General features: G+C 62.2%; 18 protein-coding genes. 7 read left to right on the forward strand and 11 right to left on the reverse strand.

Annotated features, from left to right (window positions below):
* Window positions 1-72: 72 nt before the first annotated feature.
* From ACZ89F_RS21780 to ACZ89F_RS21830, 11 genes are all read right to left on the reverse strand, one after another.
* Complete coding sequence (locus ACZ89F_RS21780; RefSeq protein WP_183444942.1) at window positions 73-1,002, reverse strand: LysR family transcriptional regulator; 930 nt, start codon at window positions 1,000-1,002, stop codon at window positions 73-75.
* A 59-nt stretch (window positions 1,003-1,061) separates the two neighbouring features.
* On the reverse strand, window positions 1,062-1,976 hold the full coding sequence (locus ACZ89F_RS21785; protein WP_476094088.1) for an SMP-30/gluconolactonase/LRE family protein: 915 nt from the start codon (window positions 1,974-1,976) through the stop codon (window positions 1,062-1,064).
* Window positions 1,977-1,988: 12 nt separating this feature from the next.
* Window positions 1,989-3,491: an aldehyde dehydrogenase family protein gene (locus ACZ89F_RS21790; protein WP_476094090.1), complete on the reverse strand. Its 1,503-nt coding sequence runs from the start codon at window positions 3,489-3,491 to the stop codon at window positions 1,989-1,991.
* Window positions 3,492-3,517: 26 nt separating this feature from the next.
* Window positions 3,518-5,017 carry an aldehyde dehydrogenase gene (locus ACZ89F_RS21795; protein WP_476094091.1) on the reverse strand — a complete coding sequence of 500 codons (1,500 nt, stop codon included), beginning with the start codon at window positions 5,015-5,017 and terminating at the stop codon, window positions 3,518-3,520.
* A complete protein-coding gene (locus ACZ89F_RS21800) occupies window positions 5,014-5,391 on the reverse strand; it encodes a carboxymuconolactone decarboxylase family protein (RefSeq protein WP_109661499.1) in 378 nt (125 codons plus the stop codon). Before ACZ89F_RS21800 ends, ACZ89F_RS21795 begins: the two co-directional genes overlap by 4 nt.
* A 30-nt stretch (window positions 5,392-5,421) precedes the next feature.
* Window positions 5,422-5,829: a hypothetical protein gene (locus ACZ89F_RS21805; protein ID WP_476094092.1), complete on the reverse strand. Its 408-nt coding sequence runs from the start codon at window positions 5,827-5,829 to the stop codon at window positions 5,422-5,424.
* 1 nt (window position 5,830) lies between these two features.
* A complete protein-coding gene (locus ACZ89F_RS21810) occupies window positions 5,831-7,504 on the reverse strand; it encodes a GMC family oxidoreductase (protein ID WP_476094093.1) in 1,674 nt (557 codons plus the stop codon).
* A 36-nt stretch (window positions 7,505-7,540) separates the two neighbouring features.
* The gene (locus ACZ89F_RS21815; RefSeq protein ID WP_476094094.1) at window positions 7,541-8,464 is read right to left on the reverse strand and encodes an ABC transporter permease; all 924 of its coding nucleotides are present in this window, start codon (window positions 8,462-8,464) and stop codon (window positions 7,541-7,543) included.
* Window positions 8,465-8,511: 47 nt separating this feature from the next.
* Window positions 8,512-9,462: an ABC transporter permease gene (locus ACZ89F_RS21820; RefSeq protein ID WP_476094095.1), complete on the reverse strand. Its 951-nt coding sequence runs from the start codon at window positions 9,460-9,462 to the stop codon at window positions 8,512-8,514.
* Window positions 9,459-11,000 (reverse strand): sugar ABC transporter ATP-binding protein, encoded by a 1,542-nt coding sequence (locus ACZ89F_RS21825; RefSeq protein ID WP_476094097.1) that lies wholly within the window; start codon window positions 10,998-11,000, stop codon window positions 9,459-9,461. The genes ACZ89F_RS21820 and ACZ89F_RS21825 overlap by 4 nt, the downstream gene beginning before the upstream one ends.
* A gap of 75 nt (window positions 11,001-11,075) precedes the next feature.
* A complete protein-coding gene (locus ACZ89F_RS21830; RefSeq protein ID WP_126068084.1) occupies window positions 11,076-12,287 on the reverse strand; it encodes a substrate-binding domain-containing protein in 1,212 nt (403 codons plus the stop codon).
* A gap of 315 nt (window positions 12,288-12,602) precedes the next feature.
* On the opposite strand from ACZ89F_RS21830, the gene ACZ89F_RS21835 reads away from it, so the two are divergent.
* The 7 genes from ACZ89F_RS21835 to ACZ89F_RS21865 all read left to right on the forward strand — a co-directional run bounded on the left by ACZ89F_RS21835 (window position 12,603) and on the right by ACZ89F_RS21865 (window position 21,090).
* Window positions 12,603-13,367, forward strand: coding sequence for an electron transfer flavoprotein subunit beta/FixA family protein (locus ACZ89F_RS21835; protein ID WP_476094098.1), 765 nt, complete (start codon window positions 12,603-12,605; stop codon window positions 13,365-13,367).
* Between the two features lie 3 nt (window positions 13,368-13,370).
* Window positions 13,371-14,339 (forward strand): electron transfer flavoprotein subunit alpha/FixB family protein, encoded by a 969-nt coding sequence (locus ACZ89F_RS21840; protein ID WP_476094100.1) that lies wholly within the window; start codon window positions 13,371-13,373, stop codon window positions 14,337-14,339.
* A 1-nt stretch (window position 14,340) separates the two neighbouring features.
* A complete protein-coding gene (locus ACZ89F_RS21845) occupies window positions 14,341-16,296 on the forward strand; it encodes a heterodisulfide reductase-related iron-sulfur binding cluster (protein ID WP_476094101.1) in 1,956 nt (651 codons plus the stop codon).
* A 69-nt stretch (window positions 16,297-16,365) separates the two neighbouring features.
* The gene (locus ACZ89F_RS21850; protein ID WP_476094102.1) at window positions 16,366-17,289 is read left to right on the forward strand and encodes an NAD(P)-dependent oxidoreductase; all 924 of its coding nucleotides are present in this window, start codon (window positions 16,366-16,368) and stop codon (window positions 17,287-17,289) included.
* Window positions 17,290-17,291: 2 nt separating this feature from the next.
* The gene (locus ACZ89F_RS21855) at window positions 17,292-18,086 is read left to right on the forward strand and encodes an N-acyl homoserine lactonase family protein (protein ID WP_476094103.1); all 795 of its coding nucleotides are present in this window, start codon (window positions 17,292-17,294) and stop codon (window positions 18,084-18,086) included.
* 242 nt (window positions 18,087-18,328) lie between these two features.
* Window positions 18,329-18,607 (forward strand): hypothetical protein, encoded by a 279-nt coding sequence (locus ACZ89F_RS21860; protein ID WP_476094105.1) that lies wholly within the window; start codon window positions 18,329-18,331, stop codon window positions 18,605-18,607.
* 1,796 nt (window positions 18,608-20,403) lie between these two features.
* Complete coding sequence (locus tag ACZ89F_RS21865; RefSeq protein WP_476094106.1) at window positions 20,404-21,090, forward strand: Crp/Fnr family transcriptional regulator; 687 nt, start codon at window positions 20,404-20,406, stop codon at window positions 21,088-21,090.
* Window positions 21,091-21,114: the final 24 nt, after the last annotated feature.

Here is a 21,114-nt window from a genome sequence, read left to right on the forward strand (position 1 = left end):
TTCAGTTGATCAAACCAGCCTTGGGCGCGCAAACCGCCAGCCAACTTGGAGCCATGCATTCTTTTCGCACACTCATTCAGGATAAGTTGTCGGTTTCCAAATGTGGGTGGAAATGATGTCCCGCAGTTCCGTGCGCACCGCACGGAAGAGTGGACGAAAGTTCGAGGACATCGGTCGCTGCGACGAGGTCGCGAGGATCAGCTGTCGGGTAATCGGCGGGTCGAATGGCCAGACCTCGATGCGGCCAGCTTCAACAAGGAGATGGACGGAAGCATAGGGCAGAACCGTATAGCCAGTGCCCTCCTCGACCAGAAGCAAGGTTGAAGGCATTGCCTCCAGCTCCATCTCGACACGCGGATAGATGCCATGCTCCGCCAGGGTGTTGTCGATAAGCCGCCGCAGCCCGTGCGGGCGGCTGGGCAGGATCATCGGCAGCTCGGCGAAGATGTTGAGGCCGACCGGCCCGCGCGGCAGCACGCGCTCGGACAAGACCGGTCCAATCAGAAACAGCTCGTCATCGGCCAGCGGTTCGGTCAGCACGGAAGGATGGTTCGGCGAATTGTAGAGCACGGCGGCATCGATGCGGCCGGCAATCAGCCATTCCAGGATGTGGCCGCTGAAGCCTTCGATCACCTGCAGCGCAACATTGGGAAACTCGTTCTTGATCTTCTTGACCAGCGGCACCGTCAGCACGGTGCCGACCGAAGGCGGCACGGCCAGCACCAACCTCCCCTTCGGCGAGGATTTGAGGTTCGAGACCGCATTCTGCGCCAGCCGCATCCGCTCGACGATCTCGTCGGCATGGGCCTTCAGAAGCACGCCCGCCTCGGTCAGCACGACACCGCGGCCGTTGCGATAAAACAGCTCGACGCCAAGCTCCTCCTCCAGCCCGCGAATATGGCGCGTGACCATCGGCTGGGTGACGTTGAGGTCGAGCGCGGCCTTCGAGAAGCTGCCCGCCGCACCGACGGCGATGAATACCTGTAGCTGCTTCGTGTCCAACTCTCACCCTAACCATCCGCTGCCGCAGCGCTTCCGGGCCGACCCCGTGGTATCCGTGTTCACGCGCCGAACGGATACTTCAGGCCTCGGACATTCAGGAACACTGCATAGACCGACGTTGTCGCCGTGATGAACAGCCGATTGTTGCGCGGCCCGCCAAAGGCCAGGTTCGCGACCATTTCCGGAACCTGAATCTTTCCGATGAGCACACCTTCGGGCGTGTGGCACTGCACGCCATCCCAGGCACTGATCCAGAGATTGCCCGCAACATCAACGCGAAAACCATCCGGAATGCCAGGCGATATGTCAGCGAAGACACGCGAATTTACCAGTTTGTCACCGTCAACGTCAAACTGCCTCACATGATGCGGAGCGCTGCGGTCGGTGAGGAAACCGGAATCGGAGATATAGAGGCGCTTCTCGTCGGGCGAGAAGGCGAGCCCGTTGGGCATCGAGAAATCATCGGCAACGACAGTGATCGCTCCCGATAGCGGATCGATCCTGTAGACGCGGCAGCCCGGCTGCTCCTGCAGGCCCTTGCGCCCGACATAGTCCGAAATGATCCCGTAATTGGGGTCGGTGAACCAGATGCTGCCGTCGGACTTCACGACCACATCGTTCGGCGAGTTCAACGGCTTGCCGTCGAAGGAGGAGGCCAGCACGGTGATCGCGCCGTCCCACTCGGTGCGCACGACGCGACGCTCCCCCTGCATGCAGGTGACCAGCCTTCCGTTCCGGTCGCGTGTGTTGCCATTCGGGTTGGAGACGTGACCTCGAAACAGCGAAACCGCCCCTGTCTCCTCGTCCCAGCGCAGCATCCGGTCGTTGGGAATATCGCTCCAGATCAGCGCGCGAAGGTCGGCGAAATAGACCGGTCCCTCCGCCCAGCGATTTCCCGTATGGATCGTTTCCAGGAATGCGACCGGATCGATCAAATCCCCGAACCGCGCGTCGATCGTCTCGTAGCAGGACATCGACCGCCTCGCCTATGGCAGCCGGATCGCGACGGTCTTGGTCTCGGTGTAGAGCTGGAGCGCCTGCTCGCCAAGTTCGCGCCCCCAACCCGACTGCTTGAAACCGCCGAACGGCATGGTGACGTCATTGAAGTTGTGGCAATTCACCCAGACCGTGCCGGATTTGATCTTCGCGGCCAGCCGATGCGCGGCGCTCAGATTGTTGGTCCAGATCGATGCGGCAAGGCCATATTCCGTGTCGTTGGCATCCTTGGCGAGTTTGTCCAGATCCTCGTCGTCAAAGGGCATCGCGCAAGCCACCGGCCCGAATATCTCTTCGCGGATCACCGACATGTCCGGCCGTGTCATGGAAATGACCGTCGGCTTGACGAAATAGCCGACGTCGCCGGCGCGCGCGCCGCCGGTGACGATTTCAGCACCGTCGCTCCTGCCTTCCGAGATCAGCCTGGTGATGCGTTCCATCTGCTGCTGTGAGACGACAGGCCCGAGCTCGGTTGAGGGATCAAGCCCCGCGCCGAGCTTCAGCTTTTCGGCGCGCGCCGCGATCCCGGACATGACCTTGTCGTAGATCTTCTTGTGAACGAAGAAACGCGTTCCCGCGCCGCAGCTCTGGCCGGCATTGAAGAATGCCGCGCTCGAGGCCCCTGCCACCGCCATATCGATATCGGCATCGCCCAGCACGATGGTTGGCGCCTTGCCGCCGAGTTCCAGGCTGACCTTCTTGAGATTGCCGGTCGCGGCGCGCGCGATCAACCGGCCGACTTCGGTCGAACCGGTAAAAGCCACCTTGTCGATATTGGGATGGGCCGCCATCGCCGCGCCAACCGTTTCGCCAAAGCCGGTCAGGATGTTGACCACGCCTTCCGGAAAGCCTGCGTCCTGGACCAGCTTGCCGAAGTAGAGCGCTCCGAGCGGCGTCTGCTCGGCTGGCTTGAGCACGATGGTGCAGCCGGCCGCCAGTGCCGGCGCCACCTTCCAGGCGAGCATGCTGAGCGGGAAGTTCCACGGGATGATCTGGCCGACGACGCCGACCGGCTCGCGGCGGGTGTAGGCATGCCAGTCACCCGGCGCGTTGATGGTCATGGTCTCGCCATTGATCTTGGTGGCCCACCCCGCATAGTAACGGAACGTCTCGGCCGTGAACGGCACCTCGCCGTTGCGGGAATCGCCGATCGGCTTGCCGCTCTCATAGGAATTGAGCGTTGCCAGCATATCGACATTGGCATCGATCAGATCGGCGAGTTTCCAGATCAGCCTGGCGCGCTCGGCCGGCACCATTTTAGACCATGGACCATCGATCGCGGTCCGCGCGGCCTTGACCGCCAGATCGACATCGGCGCCGTCGCCGGCCGGCACCTGCGCGATGACCCGGCCGTTCGAGGGGTCGATGACGTCGAGCGACTGTCCGGAGGCCGCCGGCAGCCATGCGCTGCCGATCAGCATCGCGTGCCTGCCGCCAACGAACGCCGTCACCTTGGGATCGAGTGGCGGCACGGCATCGAAACGTATGTTCATGGTTTCCTCCCGAAGGGTCTCTTCGATCAGCGCTGGACGAACGGCGCGGGAATGGAATTCCCGGCATCGATCCAGATGCTCTTTTCCTGAAGATATTCGTAGATGGCGGTCTGGCCGTTCTCCCGGCCGATGCCCGACTGCTTGTAGCCGCCGAAAGGCGAGAGATAGCTGGTGGCACGGTACATGTTGACCCAGACGCTGCCAGCCTCAAGCCGCTCGGGCAGGCGGATTGCGCGGCCGAGATCCTGCGTCCACATCCCGGCCGCGAGCCCGTAGATAGTGTCGTTGGCGATGGCCACCGCCTCGTCCTCATCCTCGAAGGGAATGACCGACAGCACCGGTCCGAAGACCTCTTCCTGGGCGATGCGCATGGACTGCTTCACGTTGCCGAAGATCGTCGGCTCCACGAACCAGCCGTCGGCAATCGATTTGTCCTCGGGTATCTTGCCGCCGAGCAATTGCGCGGCGCCCTCACCGTTGGCGATGCCAATGTAGTCGAGCACTTTCGCGCGCTGCGGCAGGGTGGTGATCGGACCGACCTGGGTCTCGGGATCGAGCGGATCGCCAATCCTCGCGGTCTTTGCGAAGGCGACCAGCTTCTCCGTCACCTGGTCGTAGACGGAGCGTTGCACAAGCGCGCGCGAGCCAGCGATGCAGGTCTGCCCCGTCGCGGCGAATATCCCGGAAACGAGGCCGGGAATGGCGGCATCCATCTTGGCGTCGGCGAAAACGATGTTGGCCGATTTACCGCCGAGTTCGAGCGTGACCTTCTTGAGCCCGCCAGCGGCAGCCTGATAGACGCGGCGGCCGGTTGCATCACCACCGGTGAACGCCACTTTCGCGACATCGGGATGCGTGACGAGGCGGTCGCCGATTTCATGACCGAAGCCGGTGACGATGTTGACGACGCCCTTGGGAAAGCCCGCTTTCTCGAAAAGCCGGCCGAAGAACAATGCCGACACCGACGAGAATTCCGACGGTTTCCAGACGATCGTGTTACCGGCCGCGAGCGCTGGAGCAAGCTTCCACGTCGCCAGCATCAAGGGCGAGTTCCACGGTGTGATCGCGGCCACAACCCCGAGCGGCTCGCGGCGCGTGTAGTTGAACACGCCCGGCTTGTCGATCGGGATCACACGCCCCTCGATCTTGTCGGCAAGGCCGCCAAAGAAGCGGAACCATTGCGGAATGTATTTGCACTGCATCCGCATTTCGTTGATCAGCTTGCCGTTGTCGCGGGTTTCGAGAACGGCCAGGTTTTCGGCCTCCTCCGCCACAAGGTCGGCAAAGCGCGTCATGATCTGCCCACGCGCGCTTGGGGTCATCGTCCGCCACTCGCCGCGGAACGCGGCCGCGGCTGCCTGAACGGCCGCATCGACATCGGCTACGCCGGCGCGAGGAACGAGCGCCCAAGCCTTGCCGGTGAAGGGATCGAAGGATTCGAAATAGTCCCCCGACTGCGCGGCGGCCGAGCGGCCGCCGATCAGCATCGAGAGCTTTTCCGTGGCCAGCGGCGGACGGGTTGTCATGCTCCGACTTCCTGCATGGCTTCGCGCGCCACCCGGAAGGAATCGACGCCTGCAGGCACGCCGGCATAGATCACGACCTGTAGAAGGACTTCGCGGATTTCGTCTTTGGTCACACCGTTGGTCAGCGCGCCTTTCACATGCATCTTCAGCTCGTGCGGACGATTGAGCGCGGAAAGCATGGCGAGGTTCAGCATGCTGCGGGTCTTCTTGTCGAGCGTGTCGCGGCCCCAGACAGCGCCCCAGCAATATTCCGTCACGAGTTCCTGCAGCGGACGATTGAAATCGTCGGCGCTGGCGAAGGATTTCTCGACGAATTCGGCGCCCAGAACCGATTTGCGGATTTCAAAACCCTTGTCGAACACGTCTTTGCCCATTGGATGGTCCTTTCCAGTTGCTTGGGGAGATCAAAGGCCGGGGGTCGGCCGATATTTGCGGCCACGCGCGACCACCTGGCCGAGCGAGCCATTGGTCAGGTAGATTTGCGTCGCCTTGGAATCGTAGGGGACGTTCTCCTGGCCGGGGTAGCCGATGAGCTCGCGCACGTGCGGGCTCATATAGTAGGTGGCGATGGCAATGGTTGTGATCGCCGAGAAGGCTTCGCCATCCTCCTTGTTGAGGCTTTCCAGGCGAGCTTCGGCGCCGGTGGCCGGATCGACCGCGATGCCGCGCGCAAAGCCCGTCTTCAGATCAACACGAAAATCCAGGGACTTCTCGACATCGGCATAACTGCAGACGTCGCTGAACTTCGGCATCTTGCCATGCGCGGGGATCAGGAAGTCCGCGAGTGCAAGGAAGGCGTTCTCGTTCGACATGTCAGGCCACCTTCTGGTTGCGGCGCTCGGCGATCATGCGGCGCGTGTTGCGCAGCGCGACGGCCATGATGGTCGCCGTCGGGTTGGTGGCGCCCGAGGTCGGGAACGTCGAGGCATCCATGACGTAGAGGTTCGGTACGTCGTGGCAGGCGCCCCATTGGTCGACGACCGAGCGCCTTGGATCGTCTCCCATGACGGTGGTGCCGATGAGATGCCAGCCCGATTCGCGCACCGGTGTCGAAACCAGCGTCTCGACGGCGCCGGCGGCGCGCACCGATTCCAGGCAGCGGTCGATGTTGAACTTGAGCAGCCGGTTGGAGTTCTCGTTGACCTTGTAGACGATCTGCGGCGCCGGCAGGCCATCGGAATCCACCAGATCCTTCGACAGCACCACCTGGTTGCTCTCCTCCGGAAGATCCTCGCCGACAATGCCCCAGATCAGCGAGTGGCCGAAGCGGCGCGCGACATTTTCATGCAGGTTGGCACCCCAGAAATCCTGGAACCGGCCGCTTTCGGCGACATAGACCTTGGAACCGGTCGCGCCGGATACGCCGACCGGTCCGCCCGACGGCATGCAGTTCCATTTCGAGCCGCGGACAAAGCCGCGGCTTTCGTCGGTCTCGTAGAATTCCAGCGAATAGACCTGCTGACCGAAGGGACCGCGCCAGGAATCGAGCGGGTCCTGGTAGGAAGCAAGTACGCTTGCGAAGGGATGCATCATCAGCCGCTTGCCGACCATGCCGGACGAGTTGGCGAGGCCGTCCGGAGTTCTGGACCCTCCCGACATCAGCAGCAACCGGGGCGTGCCGACGCCATTGGCGCACAGGATGACCACCTTGGCGCGCTGGCGCCGGTCGCGCCCGTTCGCGTCGACATAGACGACACCGGTCGCCAGCCCCTGCTCGTTGGTCTCGATTTCTTTCACGCGGGCGCGAGTGACGAGCCGAGCGCCGGCTTTCAGGGCCAGGGGCCAATGCGACCGGTCGGTCGTGGATTTCGCGCCCTCCGGACAGCCGGTAAGACAGGTTCCGCGGCGCACGCACGGATTGAGTTCGCCGAACTTCTCCGACGGGATGGCATTGCTGCCGGGCCACCAGTGCCAGCCCATCTTCTCCATGCCCAGCGCACCGCGCTGACCAACCGAGCCCATAGGCAGCGCCGGAAAGGGATAGGCCCCGCGCGGCGGATAGGCCGGATCACCAGCGAGACCGGAGACGCCCACCTCGCGTTCGATCTCGAGTTGGTAGGGCAGCAGGTCTTCATAGGTGAACGGCCAATCCTCGGCCACGCCATCCATCGACCGCACGCGGAAGTCGGACGGCAGGAAATGCATCCACTGTGCGCCGTAGAGCGTCGCGCTGCCACCGACGCCGGCAAACATCAGCGGGTTGATGTCCGTCGTCGAGGTGTCGACGGGATAGTCGTTGGGATTGTCGCGGACGTTGGGATTGGGATGCCAGAGCTTGGTGCTGACAAGCTCGTGCTCGGGACGCGCGCCGGTATAGTCGGCATAGTCCGGCCATTCGCCCTGCTCGAGCACGACGACGGAAATGCCGGCGCGCGCCAGATGAAGTGCGGCGACCGAGCCGGATGGGCCGGCCCCGACGATCACGACATCCACTTCCTCGTCGCGCCTTGCCCGTGCACCGCAATCCGCCAGAACTTCAACGGTCATTCTCTTCCTCCATTGGGATCCAGCGACAGCATCGGATCAGGCGAGCCGCGTCCGGTAGAACGCCGCCGCGCCGATGATGATGACACCCTTGATGATGAGCTGCATCTCGATCGGAAATCCGAGCAGCAGCACGAGATTGTTGATCACCACCAGAACGGCCACGCCAAGCAGCGCCGCAAAGATGTTGCCGCGCCCGCCGGTAAGCGCGACCCCGCCCATCACGGCGGCGACGATGGAGTCCAGTTCGTAGCCTTGGCCGACCCAGTTCGAAACGGTGCCGACATAGCCGAGCAGGAACAGCCCGCCTATTCCCGCGCAGACCGAGCAGATGACGTAGCACAGGATGACCACGCGATCGGGCGCGACACCGTTGAGGAACGCGGCCTTCGGATTGCTTCCGACCATGAAGATCTCGCGGCCGAGGCGTGACCGGTGCAGCACGATGCCGAACGCGATTGCCAGAAATGCCAGGGTGATCAGATTGACGGGCACGCCAAGAATCCGTCCGGAGGCCAGAAAACCCATACCCGGCGGCAAGGTGCTGATCGGCGCCCCGCCCGTGTAGGCGAAACGAATGCCCTGCAGGATGATCATCATCGCCAGTGTCGCGAGAAACGGGCTGACATTGCGCTTGGCGACGAGCCAGCCATTCACCAGGCCCACCACGGCCGACAGGGCGATCGCGGCGATGAAGATCATCGGAATCGCTTCATTGGTCGTGGCTTTGAAAGCGGTCGCCAGAACGGCCACCGTCGCCATCAGCGAGGCCACGGACAGGTCCAATCCGCGCACCAGGATGACAAAGGTCTGGCCGATGACGACCATGCCAAGCGGCGCCGCGATCGTCAGCACATTGACCAGATTCGCCGGCCGCAGAAAGGTCGGTGAAGCGAGAGCCGCAACGGTCATCAGCACGACCAGGAAGATCATCAATCCGTAGCGCTCGAAGACAGAAGCCATGGAAATGCTTTGCGATCGCGGCATTGGGGTATCGAGAGGCGCCATCGTTACCTCCGCCTTGTGGTGTGGACGCCGACCGCGATGATGATGATGAGACCCTGGATGACCCACTGGTAGTAGGACGAGACATTGACGAAGTTCAGCAGGCTGTTGAGCATGGTGACGAGCAGCACGCCGAGGAAAGTACCAAGCACGCCGCCTCTGCCGCCGGCCAGAATGGTGCCTCCGACCACGACTGGCGTCACCGACTGCAGCGTCAGCGCGGCGCCGATGCGCGGGTCGCCAACGCCGGTGCGGGCGGTCAGGAAAATCGCTGCTATACCGGCGCACAGGCCCGACAACGCGTAGGCAAGCACCACGATACGATCGACCGGCAACCCGTTCAGCCGCGCCGCCTCCCGATCGCCGCCGACGAAGTAGATGCTGCGGCCCGTGCGCGTGCGCTGCAGCCAAAGCCCGGCGAGCGCGAAAAACACGACGAGCACGACGGCGCTGAACGGAATGCCGCCGACCTTTGCATAGGCAATATCCGCGAAGGCGCGCGGCACGGAGCCGCCGGGCTCCTTGCGGTACATCAGCGTTGCGCCGAAGATGATCGAGGACATGCCGAGCGTGACGATCAGGGGATGGACGCGCAGTACGACCGTCAGCAACCCGTTGAGCGCTCCGACGGCAGTGGCGGCGACCAATGCCAGCGGCAGTGCAAGCCAGACCAGATCTGGGCGCCATTCGAGGAAATTCGCCAGAAAGACGGTGAGCGCACCGACCAGCGAACCGATCGCCAGATCGATGCCACCCATCAGCACGACGAACGTCTGGCCCAGGCTGACCATGCCCAGCACGATGAGTTGCTGGAACAGATTACCGATGTTGCGCCACGTCAGGAATCGATCGGACAAGAAGCCGCCGGCGACGGCAAGCAGCACCAGCAGCACTGCCACGATCAGATAGGAGAGCAGCAACCGGTTGCGGCGAAGATCCACCGTGATCGTACTCATCCGACCGGCTCCGCACGCTGATCCATTTCCGCCTCGCGGTGCCCGACAGATCGCACGGCGAGATCCATGATCGCCTCCTCGCCGAGTGCATCGCCTTTGATTTCGCCGACGACGTAGCCCTGCGCCATCACGAAGACCCTGTCGGAGAGACCGACGATTTCAGGCAATTCTGAGCTGATCATCAGCACGCCGACGCCAGAATCCGCCAGCCGGCGCACGATGCGGTAAATCTCCACCTTGGCCCCGATATCAACCCCGCGCGTCGGTTCGTCGAGGATAAGCAGCCTGCTGGCGATCCGCGACCAGCGGCTGAACAGCACCTTCTGCTGGTTTCCACCAGAGAGATTGCCGATCTTCACGTCGGGCGACGGCGTCGCGACCGAAAAGTCCTGGATCTGCCGCATCGCCACAGCACGTTCCTGCTTCCGGTCGATCAGGCCATGTTTCGTTATGCCGTCGAGGTCGGGCGCAACGATATTGGCGGAAATCGGCAGGCCAAGAAACAGGCCATCGTCCTTGCGGCTCTCGGTCAGAAAACCGAGCCCATGGCCTATCGAAGCCTTGGGAAGCCTTGTCTCAAATGGCTTGCCATCGAATTCGATCACCCCGCTCTCGACGGCGCGCGTGCCGAAGATAGCCTCGGCGACCTCCGTGCGCCCCGAACCGACCATGCCGGCCACGCCGACGATTTCGCCAACCTTGACATTGAGGCTGACGTCGCGGACGCGCGGACCGGCCTTGAGATTGCGAACGGTGAGCACATCCGGGCCGCCCGCCGGTGCCGTACGCCGCGGCGGATAGATCTGGCTGAGCCGGCGACCAACCATTCGGGTGATCATCTCTTCACGCGTGAGCGCGCTTACCGGGCTCGTGCCGACGAGTTGGCCGTCCTTGAGGATCGTCACCGTGTCGGCGATCTCGAAGATCTCCTCAAGCCGATGGGAGACATAGACGATGCCGACGCCTTCGTTGCGCAGCCTGCGCATGTTCTCGAACAAAAGATCGACCTCGCGGCCAGCGATGACCGCTGTCGGTTCGTCCAGGATGAGAAGCCGCACCTTGCCGACCAGGGCTTTCGCGATCTCGACCATTTGCTGATCGGCAAGCGGCAATTCGTCGATCTTGGCGTGGGTTGGAATATCGACGCCGAGTTGCGCGAGGATTTCAGCGGCGCGGACGTGGCGGGCGCGGTTCGAAATGAGACCAAACATGCCGCGGGGCTGCGTATCGACCAGAATGTTCTCGGCAACGGAAAGCTCGGGAAAAAGCGCGAGCTCTTGATGGATCACGTGGATGCCGGCAGCGCGTGCTTCCTTCGGCGACTGCCAGGAAACCGGCTTGCCGAGATAGGTCATGGCCCCGGAATTCGGTTTGGTCACGCCGCCCATGACGCGGATCAGCGTCGACTTGCCCGCGCCATTTTCGCCGAGAAGGGCATGAATCTCGCCTGGCCGCACGGCGAAATCGACCTTGTCCAGGGGTTTGACTCCAGGATAGTCCTTCTCGATCTGGCTGAGTTCAATAACAGACGCTGACATATCCCGGTGCTCGAACTGTTCAATGCACGTCCGGTGCGCGCCCAGGATGGGCGCACACCGGGTCGCTTGGGAAGCTTACTTCGGATAGTCGGGATTGAATGTGCTCGGATTATAGCCGGCGGGTAGCCCGTTGCTAGGCGACAGATCGCCAGGATCGCTCATGCTGACATGGTCGAGCAGATGCCTGTCGCCCTTGACCGAGATCGTATCCGCACCCGGCGAGGTGACGACCTGGAAGCTCACCTCCACCTTGTCCGGGACCGAGATGCCCTTGAGCACGTCGAGCGCGGTCTCGATGCCGGTGATGCCCATCGACGTCGGATAGTCGATGCCGACCATCTTGATGTTGTGCTGGTTGGCCAGCTGATACATTCGAGCAACGTCGCCGCCGGTCATCGGTGGAAACTCGCCGTCCTTGTAGCCGGCGTCAAGAAACGCTTCGATCGCGCCATAGCCCTGAAGCGCACTGTCGGCCAGGACGCCGTTGATGGCCTTGCCGTGCTTCTGGATCAGCGCGGCCATCACCGATTTGCCGGTTGCCGGATTCCAGTCGCAATACTGCTTCTCCAGCACCTTGATGTCGGGAAATTTCGAGAACACTTCCTCGTTCGCCTTGATGCGGATTTCCGCGACGCTCGACCCGGCGATGCCGGGCAGCATCACGATGTTGCCCTTGCCGCCCAGCGTCTCACACAACCACTGCGCCTCGAGACGGCCCAGTGCCCAGTCGGATGCCGTGACGTAGGTGATGTAGTTGGCCGGCGTCTTCACCTTGCGATCGACCATGACAACGGGAATGCCTTGTTCGGTTGCGCGGCCGACGACGGAATCGAGCGCGTCCTCGGTCGAGGCCGCAATGAGCAAAATGTCGACACCCTGGCTGATCAGATCCTGGATATCCGCGATCTGCTTGGAAGGGTCATCATTGGCGTCGGTGACGAGAAGATGGGCGATCTCGTCGCGATGCTGGCCGGCGGACCAGAGGACGCCATGCTGGAAGGCGACGCGCCAGGCATTCGAAATCGAAGCATTGGAGAACCCGATCGTATACGGACCCGCCTTCTTCCATTTTGAGGTGTCGACCATCGTGTTGGCATTGGGGTTCCACATCCAGGTGCGCGGCGCGCCATAGTAGCCGGGCTTCGTCTCCGGCTCCGAAGCGACGGCTGCGCTGGTCTGGGCGAGTTGGATGGCCGGTGCGGCGGCCATGGCTGCCGCGACGGCCGGCATGCCCCGGATGAAGCTCTTACGCGAAATCTTGTGGTCTAGTATGCTCTTTATTGACATTGGTTCCTCCTCCTGAACGCTCGACAGAGCGCCTAAACCTCTCCTCAGATATTCGTGCACACGAGACAGTATAAACAAACAATAGATGTTTATATCCCGGGCAAATCGCACGACTATTTTCCTGACAACCTCCAATTCAGGAAAATTCGATTGAAAGCGATTTGACGCAAATTAGCAGTCGATTACCCACGATCGTCAATCTGCCGTCTTGTAATAGCTGCTATTACCTTTTTGGCCATTGGGAGCGACGAAGAATACGACTTATCTAGCAGCCGGTGCCGGGCGCTTGAGGTGCGTTCTGTCGGAGGAGAGGCCGTGAATATTCTTGTTGTCTTGCGCATGATCCCGGATTCCGCGGGCGAGCTGCAGCTCGCCGAGGACGGGCGCAGCATCGATCGGGAATGGCTGGATTTCCAGCTCAACGATTTCGACGATCATGCCCTCGAGGAAGCAATCCTGCTCAAGGAAGCCGGCGGTGCGAAGGTGACGGCGGTGGCCATTGGCGAAGGCGCCAACCGTGTCCTGCAGATGGCTGCCGCGCGCGGCGCCGACGACGTCGTGGCGCTTCAATCCGAGGAGGACGCGATGATCACCTCACGTGAGATCGCGGCTTCCATCGCGGCGATGGCGCGGGCAAAGTCGGCCGACCTGGTTCTGTGCGGCGTTCAGTCGAGCGAGGATGTCTTCGGCCAGCTCGCGCCCTATGTCGGCGCGCTGCTCGACTGGCCGCATGTGTCGGGAACCAACCGTATCGTTGCGAACGGCGCCGTGCTTCGGGTCACGCAAGAGCGCGGCGCGGGTGTCGCCGTCACCTATGAATTGGCCACGCCGGCGGTGCTGGGCGTTCAGACAGCGTCGAAGGCACCACGCTACGTCTCCGGCAGCAAGCTTCGCGAGGCGTCCAAGACCCCGATCGGCCGCGCCGCGCCAGAAGCCTCCGGTTTCAAGCGATCTGCCGAGATCATCACTTTGCGTCTGCCGGCCCAGGGCGGTTCCGGCGAGAACCTCGGCGGCAATGCGGAGACTGTCGCGGATCGCCTGGTCACCATCCTGACAGCCAAAGGCCTGGCGAGGAAGTAAACCATGAAATTGATTGCCTGCACGGAAAGCCGTTCCAGCAAGATCGAAACCTTTTCGCTCGAAATGATCGCCGCGGCGCGTTCGCTCGCCAAGGCAGGAGACGAGGTCGTCGCTTTTTTCGCCGGCCGTGATGCCGAAGCCGCGTCCGCTTCGTTCGGCGCAGCCAACCGCCTGATCGCGGCCTGCGCGGCGGCATCGGATCTCATTCCGGCCGAGACCTATGCACGACTTCTGCGCGACGTCATCGCCGCCGAGAGCCCGGACCTCGTGCTGGTGCCCTATTCAGCGAACGGTCTGGACGTGGCGGCGGAAATCGCGGCAAGAACCGGCTGGCCGCTCATCTCCTATATCAATGAAATCAAGCGGGACGGCGAAAGCCTGACGGTCGTCGCACAAATGTATGGCGGCAAGATCCTGGCCGAATGCACGGTCCAGCTGCCTGCGGTGCTAATGGTCAATTTGGGTGCCTTCGCGGAGGCGGCAGCTGGCGCGATCGATGCCGCGAGGGTGCAGTTGGTCGATGCCGAACCCGTGCTCGGCGGCGGCAAGGTGAAGATGGTGGCCATCGACGTGCCGGATTATGCCGATGTCGATCTGGCCACAGCCGAGCGGATCGTGTGCGTGGGTCGCGGCATCGGCGACGAGGCAAGCATCGACCTTGCGCGAAATCTGGCGACGATGCTGGGGGCGGAGATCGCCGGCAGCCGTCCTGTCGTCGACAATGGCTGGCTGCCTAAGCTGCGCCAGGTCGGCAAATCCGGCCAAAAGGTGAAGCCGAAGCTTTATCTGGCGCTCGGCGTGTCCGGTGCGCCCGAACATCTCGAAGGCATGTCGCAGGCCGACCTCATCATTGCCGTCAACACCGATCCGAAGGCCCCCATCTTCAATGTCGCGCATTACGGCGCGACCTGTGACCTGTTCGATCTCGTCGCCAATCTGAGCGACAGGCTGCGGGCCGGCTCTGGCCGTTGAGATGGCATCGACCCTGCCACTCTGGATCCTGGTCATCACAGCACTCGCGTTGACGGCCTGGCGCTCGCGCCGTTACGCGTTTGCTCTTGCCAATGCACCGGCAGCGGCCCGCTTCGACCGCCCCATGCTGCGTCTCCAGGGCGTGATGATCGCCATCGGCATGCACCGGAAAATGCTCCGCAAGCCGCTTGCTGGCGTGCTCCACGCAATAATCTTCATTTCGTTCTTCGTGCTGTTCACCGCCACGATCGATGCCTTCGGCTCGCGGCTGTTTCCCGGGTTCTCACTCGCGCCCATCGGGGGCGAAACCTGGATTGCCGCACTGCAGGACATCTTTTCGGTGCTGATGCTGGTCGGCGTCGTACTTGCACTCTATCAGCGCTACGTGCTGCGGCCTGCCCGCTTCGAGGGCTCGAGCGGCAGTGATGCGGCAATCATCTATGTGTTGATCGTCCTGATCGTGGCGTCCCTGCTGCTTGAGGCGGCGGCGCGCATAGTCGGTGGCGCCGACGGCTCGTGGCGGCCGGTCGCGTCGGCGCTGGCAGGACTGCTCGATCGTGCTGGCATGTCGGCACATGCGGGCGAAGAACTGTTCTACTGGGTTCACATCGGCGCCATTCTGGCATTCCTTGTCTATATCCCCGGTTCGAAGCACCGGCACATGTTCCTTGCCGCGCCCAACATCTACTTCCGCAGCCTCGAACCGCGCGGCCTGGCGCCCGCAATCCCGGAAGCGCGTGAGGCTCCAGGCGTCGACAGCCTGGGGCAGTTCGACTGGAAACAGCAGCTCGACCTTCTATCCTGCACCGAATGCGGCCGTTGCCAGGCGGTCTGTCCAGCCTATGCGGCCGGTCTGCCGCTCAGCCCGAAGTTGCTGATCACCGACATGCGCGACGCGCTTGCCGCGGGATCATCGGCGGTCCCGCTGGTGGGCGGCGTGATCTCCGAGGAGACGCTTTGGGCCTGCACCACCTGCCGTGCCTGCATGGAGGCATGCCCGGTCGAGATCGAGCATCTGCCCAAGATCATCGACATGCGCCGTCATCTGGTCGACGAAGGCCGTGTCAGCCCCGGTCTGCAGGAGGCGCTATCGAACCTGACCCGTCTCGGCAATTCCATGGGCAAGCCTTCCAAGATGCGGGCGCGCTGGACCAGGGAGCTCGGCTTTCCGGTCAAGGACGCGCGCGAGGAACCCGTCGACGTTCTGTGGTTCGTCGGAGACTACGCCTCCTACGATCCGCGCGTTCAGGAAATCACCCGCAAGGTTGCCGAACTGCTGACCGCGGCCGGTGTCGACTTCGGCATCCTCTTCGATGCCGAGCGCAACAGCGGCAACGACGTGCGGCGTGCCGGCGAAGAAGGTCTGTTCGAGACGCTCGCGCAATCCAACATCGATGAAATCAAGGCGTGCAGCTTCAACCGGATCATGACCACCGATCCGCATAGCCTGAATGCGCTGAAGAACGACTATCAGCATTTCGGCGCGGCGTTCGAGGTGCTGCACTATACGGCGCTGCTGGCGGAACTCATCGCGGCGGGAAAACTCGACCTGCATGTCGCCGACGGCGCAAGGGTCACCTATCACGATCCCTGCTATCTTGGACGCTACAATGGCGGCTTCGATGCGCCGCGCGAGCTGATCCGCGCCGCCGGCTACACGCTTCATGACATGCCGCGCTGCCGCGAGAATTCCTTTTGCTGCGGCGCCGGCGGCGGCCGCATCTGGCAAGGCGACGACGGCGTGACCGAGCGGCCGAGCGAGAACCGCATCCGCGAAGCGCTGAGCCTGGGCGACGTCGCCTATTTCGTCGTCGCCTGCCCGAAGGACAAGGTGATGTACACCGCCGCAATCGATGCGCTCGGCGTGGCCGACAGATTGAAGGTCGTGGACATAGCGGAACTTCTCGTGCCGCGCACAGGCCCGGCGCTCGAAATGCTCCCAGTGGAAACGACCTGACGGAATGCGATCCAGGAGATCGAGACCAAGCACCATGGGCAATAGGCCCCGACGAAGGAGAGAGCGATCATGTCGACCCTGAAAATCGGCTTTGTTGGCATCGGAAAAATGGGCACGCCGATGGCGACCCGTCTCATCAAGGCCGGCTACGAAGTGACCGTCTACGACGTCGACAGCAAAGCCGTTGCGGAGTTGACCAATGCGGGCGCGAAAGCCGCCGCCGGTGCGCGCGATGTTGCCGATGTTGCCGAGATCGTCTTTGCCAGCCTGCCCAGCCCGCAGATCCTGGAAAAGGTCGTGCTCGGCGAAGGCGGCATCGCCGAGGGCAAGGCGGTTCGCATCTTCGTCGACATCTCGACGACAGGTCCGCGAATGGCCGCCAAGGTTGCCGAAGGCCTTTCAGCCAGGAGCATCGCCATGATCGACGCGCCCGTCAGTGGAGGACTGAAGGGCGCGCGCAACGGCACGCTTGCCGTCATGGTGTCGGGGCCGAAGGCTGCCTTCGAAACGGCAAGGCCGGTGATCGAGAATTTCGGCCGGATATTCTTCATGGGTGAGGTTCAGGGCTCCGCCCAGACCATGAAGCTTGCCAACAACCTGCTTGCGGCGGCAGCACTTGCGATCTCCTCCGAAGCGGTCGTGATGGGCGTCAAGGCGGGCCTCGATCCCAAGGTGATGATCGACGTCATCAACGCCTCGAGCGGCCGCAACAGCGCCACCGAGGACAAGTTCCCCAAATCCGTCCTGCCGCGCACCTTCGATTTCGGTTTCGCCACAGGCCTGTCCTTCAAGGATGTGCGGCTGTGCGTGGATGAGGCGGAGGCGATGGGCGTGCCAATGGTGGTGGGCAGTGCCGTGCGCCAGTTGCTGAGCGTAACGAACCAGCTCTACGGGCCGGATTCCGATTTTACCTGTATGGTCAAGACGGTTGAGACATGGGCGCATGTGGAGGTCGGCTCAGCCCAGACCACAGATGTCGCCAAAGCGAGCTGATCATGGGTGACTCCGAACGATATGAAATCCATGCCGTTCGCTACGGCCATTTCGAACGCCGCTCGGGTGAGAATTTCCTCGGTGGGGACACACATGATGTTCCGATGCCGCTCGACTACTTCGTCTGGGCGATCGTTGGGGAGAAGCGCACCTTCATCGTCGACACCGGTTTCGACAAACCGACCGGCGACAAACGCGGACGCAGTGTCGTCAGGCCCGTCGATGCCGGCTTGGCGGCAATCGGCATCAACCACGCCGATGTCAGCGACGTGATCATCTCCCACATGCATTACGACCATTGCGGGAACCATCACCTGTTCCCGAACGCGACCTTTCACCTGCAGGATGCGGAGATGGAGTTCGCGACCGGCCGCTGCATGTGCCACCACGCCATGCGCCATCCCTTCGAGGCCGAAGACGTCACCACCATGGTGCGGCGCGTCTTTGCCGGAAAGGTTTGCTTCCACAACCCGGAGTCGCGGATCGCGCCCGGCATCACCCTCCACAAGGTTGGCGGCCACTCGCGCGGATTGCAGGTGGTGCGGGTGGAAACCGCCAACGGCGCGGTCGTGATCGCGTCCGACGCAGCCCATTTTTACGCCAATATGGAACGCCAGAAGCCGTTTCCCGTCTTCGATCGGCTGAGCGATGTCATCTTTGGCGTGGAGCGTATGAAACAACTCGCCAGTTCCCCGGCTCACATCGTGCCAGGTCATGACCCGCTGGTTCTCAAGCGCTTCGCGCGCACCCACCAGGATGTCGAAGACATCGTAAGTCTTGCCCATCCTTTGCCCTGAGCGTCGGTCCTGAAGGATAGCGCGCGACAGCGGCCGGCTTCGGCTGCGGTGACCCGCGCCTCATTACGAAGAACTCGAGAGCGCCGCAAACAGCAACGCGGACGTGTCACGCACGATTGTGGCTAAGCCCATAGGCGTGCGCGGGTAGTCGAAAGTCCGTGTGAACTACCTCATAGTTCAACGCGACACGAAGCGTATCTTCATTAGCATAGTTGCATATTTTGCCACACAGGAGGAAAGCAGTGGCTCGTCCACAGCGCGACATGCGCGGTTATCTGACCGGCTACGGCGGTTCTTTGCCAACCCGAGTTGAGGTGTTTGAGGCCGAGGGCGAATGGTTCGTGCGCGTTATCGAACGCGACGAGGAGCGCACCTACTCTTTTGTGCTGAAATCTTTTGCCATGGCTTTCGCGGAAAACCAAAGGATCCACATAAAGCCTCCCACGATCGTGCGGCTGGAGCGCAACCCGTCTCTCCTGTTCGCACATGCCAGATTCACGGCGGCAAATGATCGATTCTAGGATGTCGCGAGACGCGGAGCCCGCCTGAACCCCTTCCGCGATCACGCCATAACCCAGCGGTGTCAAATAGGTCATATTGGCAGCTGGCGGACCCCAACCCGCCCGGCCGGCGCCTTCCCCAGCCAGCCCCCCGCCCAACAGGCGCCGGCCATCTCCCAGCGAAAACGAGTTAAATATTGCCAGCCGGTCGGACCGGAGGCGACGATCGATGCGCAGCCGCCTGCCGCGGTTAAATGGTGTGTCGGCCGAAGTTGCGCGGATCGGTTTGGAGGAGGCCCTAGAGCTTCAGCAGTTCGCCTGCATCTTTGTAACGAGGTCTCGTATCTCCATGGACGCTCTTCCTGGGACGGCTGCTCAGTCATGCCTTCAAATCCAACGATGCCGACTTCTGCATCGGGGCCATCTCACCTCTTTGCAACGGCGGCGGCCAAGCCTCTCGATACGGGCGCGCTTGGCACCATTAACCACTTACACCGACGGCAAGCAGCCAAAAACGAGACGGCGCGTTGAGCTGTATGGAAAATCACCAACACAGATTCTACTGCCAAATCGAAGCCGCCGGAACGTGGGGCGTCTGGGACCGCATCGCTAGCCGACCAGCTCGGCTTGGTGGCGGCGAACTGGTCCGTTGCACATCGCAGCGAGCTGAAGCCGCCAGAGGCGTTCTGGCGAGGATCTACGATAGTCGTATGGATGCGATTAGCGTTCGCGCATCAGCGGCTGGATGGCTGCTAAACGGCTCGACGTCGCAGTGAGTACACCTTTCGGGTATCCCTTCATGCCGATGCGCCCTGGCTCTTGCATTAGAGTGGGCGCATATTTCGAGCCAGCCAGCACGGCGCTCCTCTAGCTAAACTGGTCAGGCCCAGCGGCCGCCGATGCAAAAGTCCCCCGTACGACCCTGAACCGCTGGGCCGCCTAGAGCTTGGCGATCGGCTTAAGCGCTTTGATCCGCACCTATCGCGGAGCACCAGTGCCGCGCCATCGGCACCGCATCCAAATCACGCCTGCATCTGGGTTTTGGCAAGTGCGCGCCCTTCGGTTCGCCCGCCAAGGCACGCTAATTGCTGTCGGAAGCACGGTCCAATACGAAGGGCTGGCACCTTAATCAATCTGACACTCCATAAAGAAGCCCGCCGCCTGCGGTATTTTTGCTGATTGCAACGTTACGCACGGGTCACCTAACGCGGTTGCCGGGCACGTCTTGAGACGGCCCTTCGAGGCCGCGCCATCTGTCTGCAGCCTCTGTGGCCTGGTTCACAGACCGCGATGAGTTTTCAGGCAAATATGTGACCTGGCGGAACCGGCCACCTTCAACCGGCCCGCCGCCGGCACGGACATTCCGGCATGCACGGCATCAAACGCATCACGCTGTGGATGCTCGACCTTGGTCAGTAGTGGTCAACCAATACTGATTCATTTGAATTTTGGCGGAGCCGTTTCGAACGGAAATTTTCGGTTGGTACGGCAGCATTGTGAGTGCAAGGATTTCGATCACGCAATCATGTCCGCCACTACCGTCTGCACGCTCTAGGCCTCCCTCCAGCCATGCGTGCAGACGGCTTTCCACAAACAAGGAGACGAGGGAGAGATCATTCGCGGCTGGGTCTTCTTGTATAGCCGTTGGTTGAGCCGATCGGCCGCGATTCAAGCTGGGCGTTGGGGTGAAGAGGGGGATCGGTTTTCCGATCCCCTTCCTTTTGACAAGCGGGCAACGCTCAGAATCACATTAGCTTTGATCGATCACGCTGTTGCCGTACAGTCATCCCGTCACGACAACATCGGGAAGAGCCGTCATGCCAACCGCCAGCGCGAACGCCAGACAGGATCTGCCGCGCCTGGCGCGGATCGATCCTCGCCAATTCGACCTTCTGTTCAGTGGCTGCAAGCTCGAGCGCTACGCTGCCGGTCAGCATCTGTTCGTCCAGGAAGACGCTGCCGACCGCATCTATGGTGTGATGAGCGGCACGGTGGAGATCTCGATCTATTCGCCTGGCGGCCAGAAGCTGGTGGCCAATATTGAGCTGTCGCGCAGCTTGGTCGGAGAGATCGGAGCACTTGACGGACACCCACGCACGGCCACCGCGATCTGTCTTACCGCATGCGAACTGGTTTCACTCAGCCGAACACAACTGTTTGATCGAATTGAGAAAAACTCATCCCTGGCGCGCGCCATGATCGAACTTTTGTGCACGCGGCTGCGTTGGGTGAGCGGTGAGCTCGGTGATCAGGCCTTTTTCGGCATTGAAGCGAGGCTGGCTAAACGACTGGTCTTTCTAGGCAGCGTCCTGGCCGATGGCGCAGGCTGGATACCGATCTCGCAGTCAGAGCTGGGCGAGTTCCTTGGCGCCACTCGCGAGTCGGTCAACAAGACGCTCAACGACTGGCGCAACCGGCAGATCATCGCCATCAAGCGCGGCGGCCTGCGCATAGTCGACGCCGGCGCGCTTCGCCATATCGCCGAATCGCAGGACGACGACTGACGGTGCCAGCAGCCGAGGCGCCTA

The sequence above is a fragment of the Mesorhizobium sp. USDA 3734 genome (assembly GCF_056279665.1).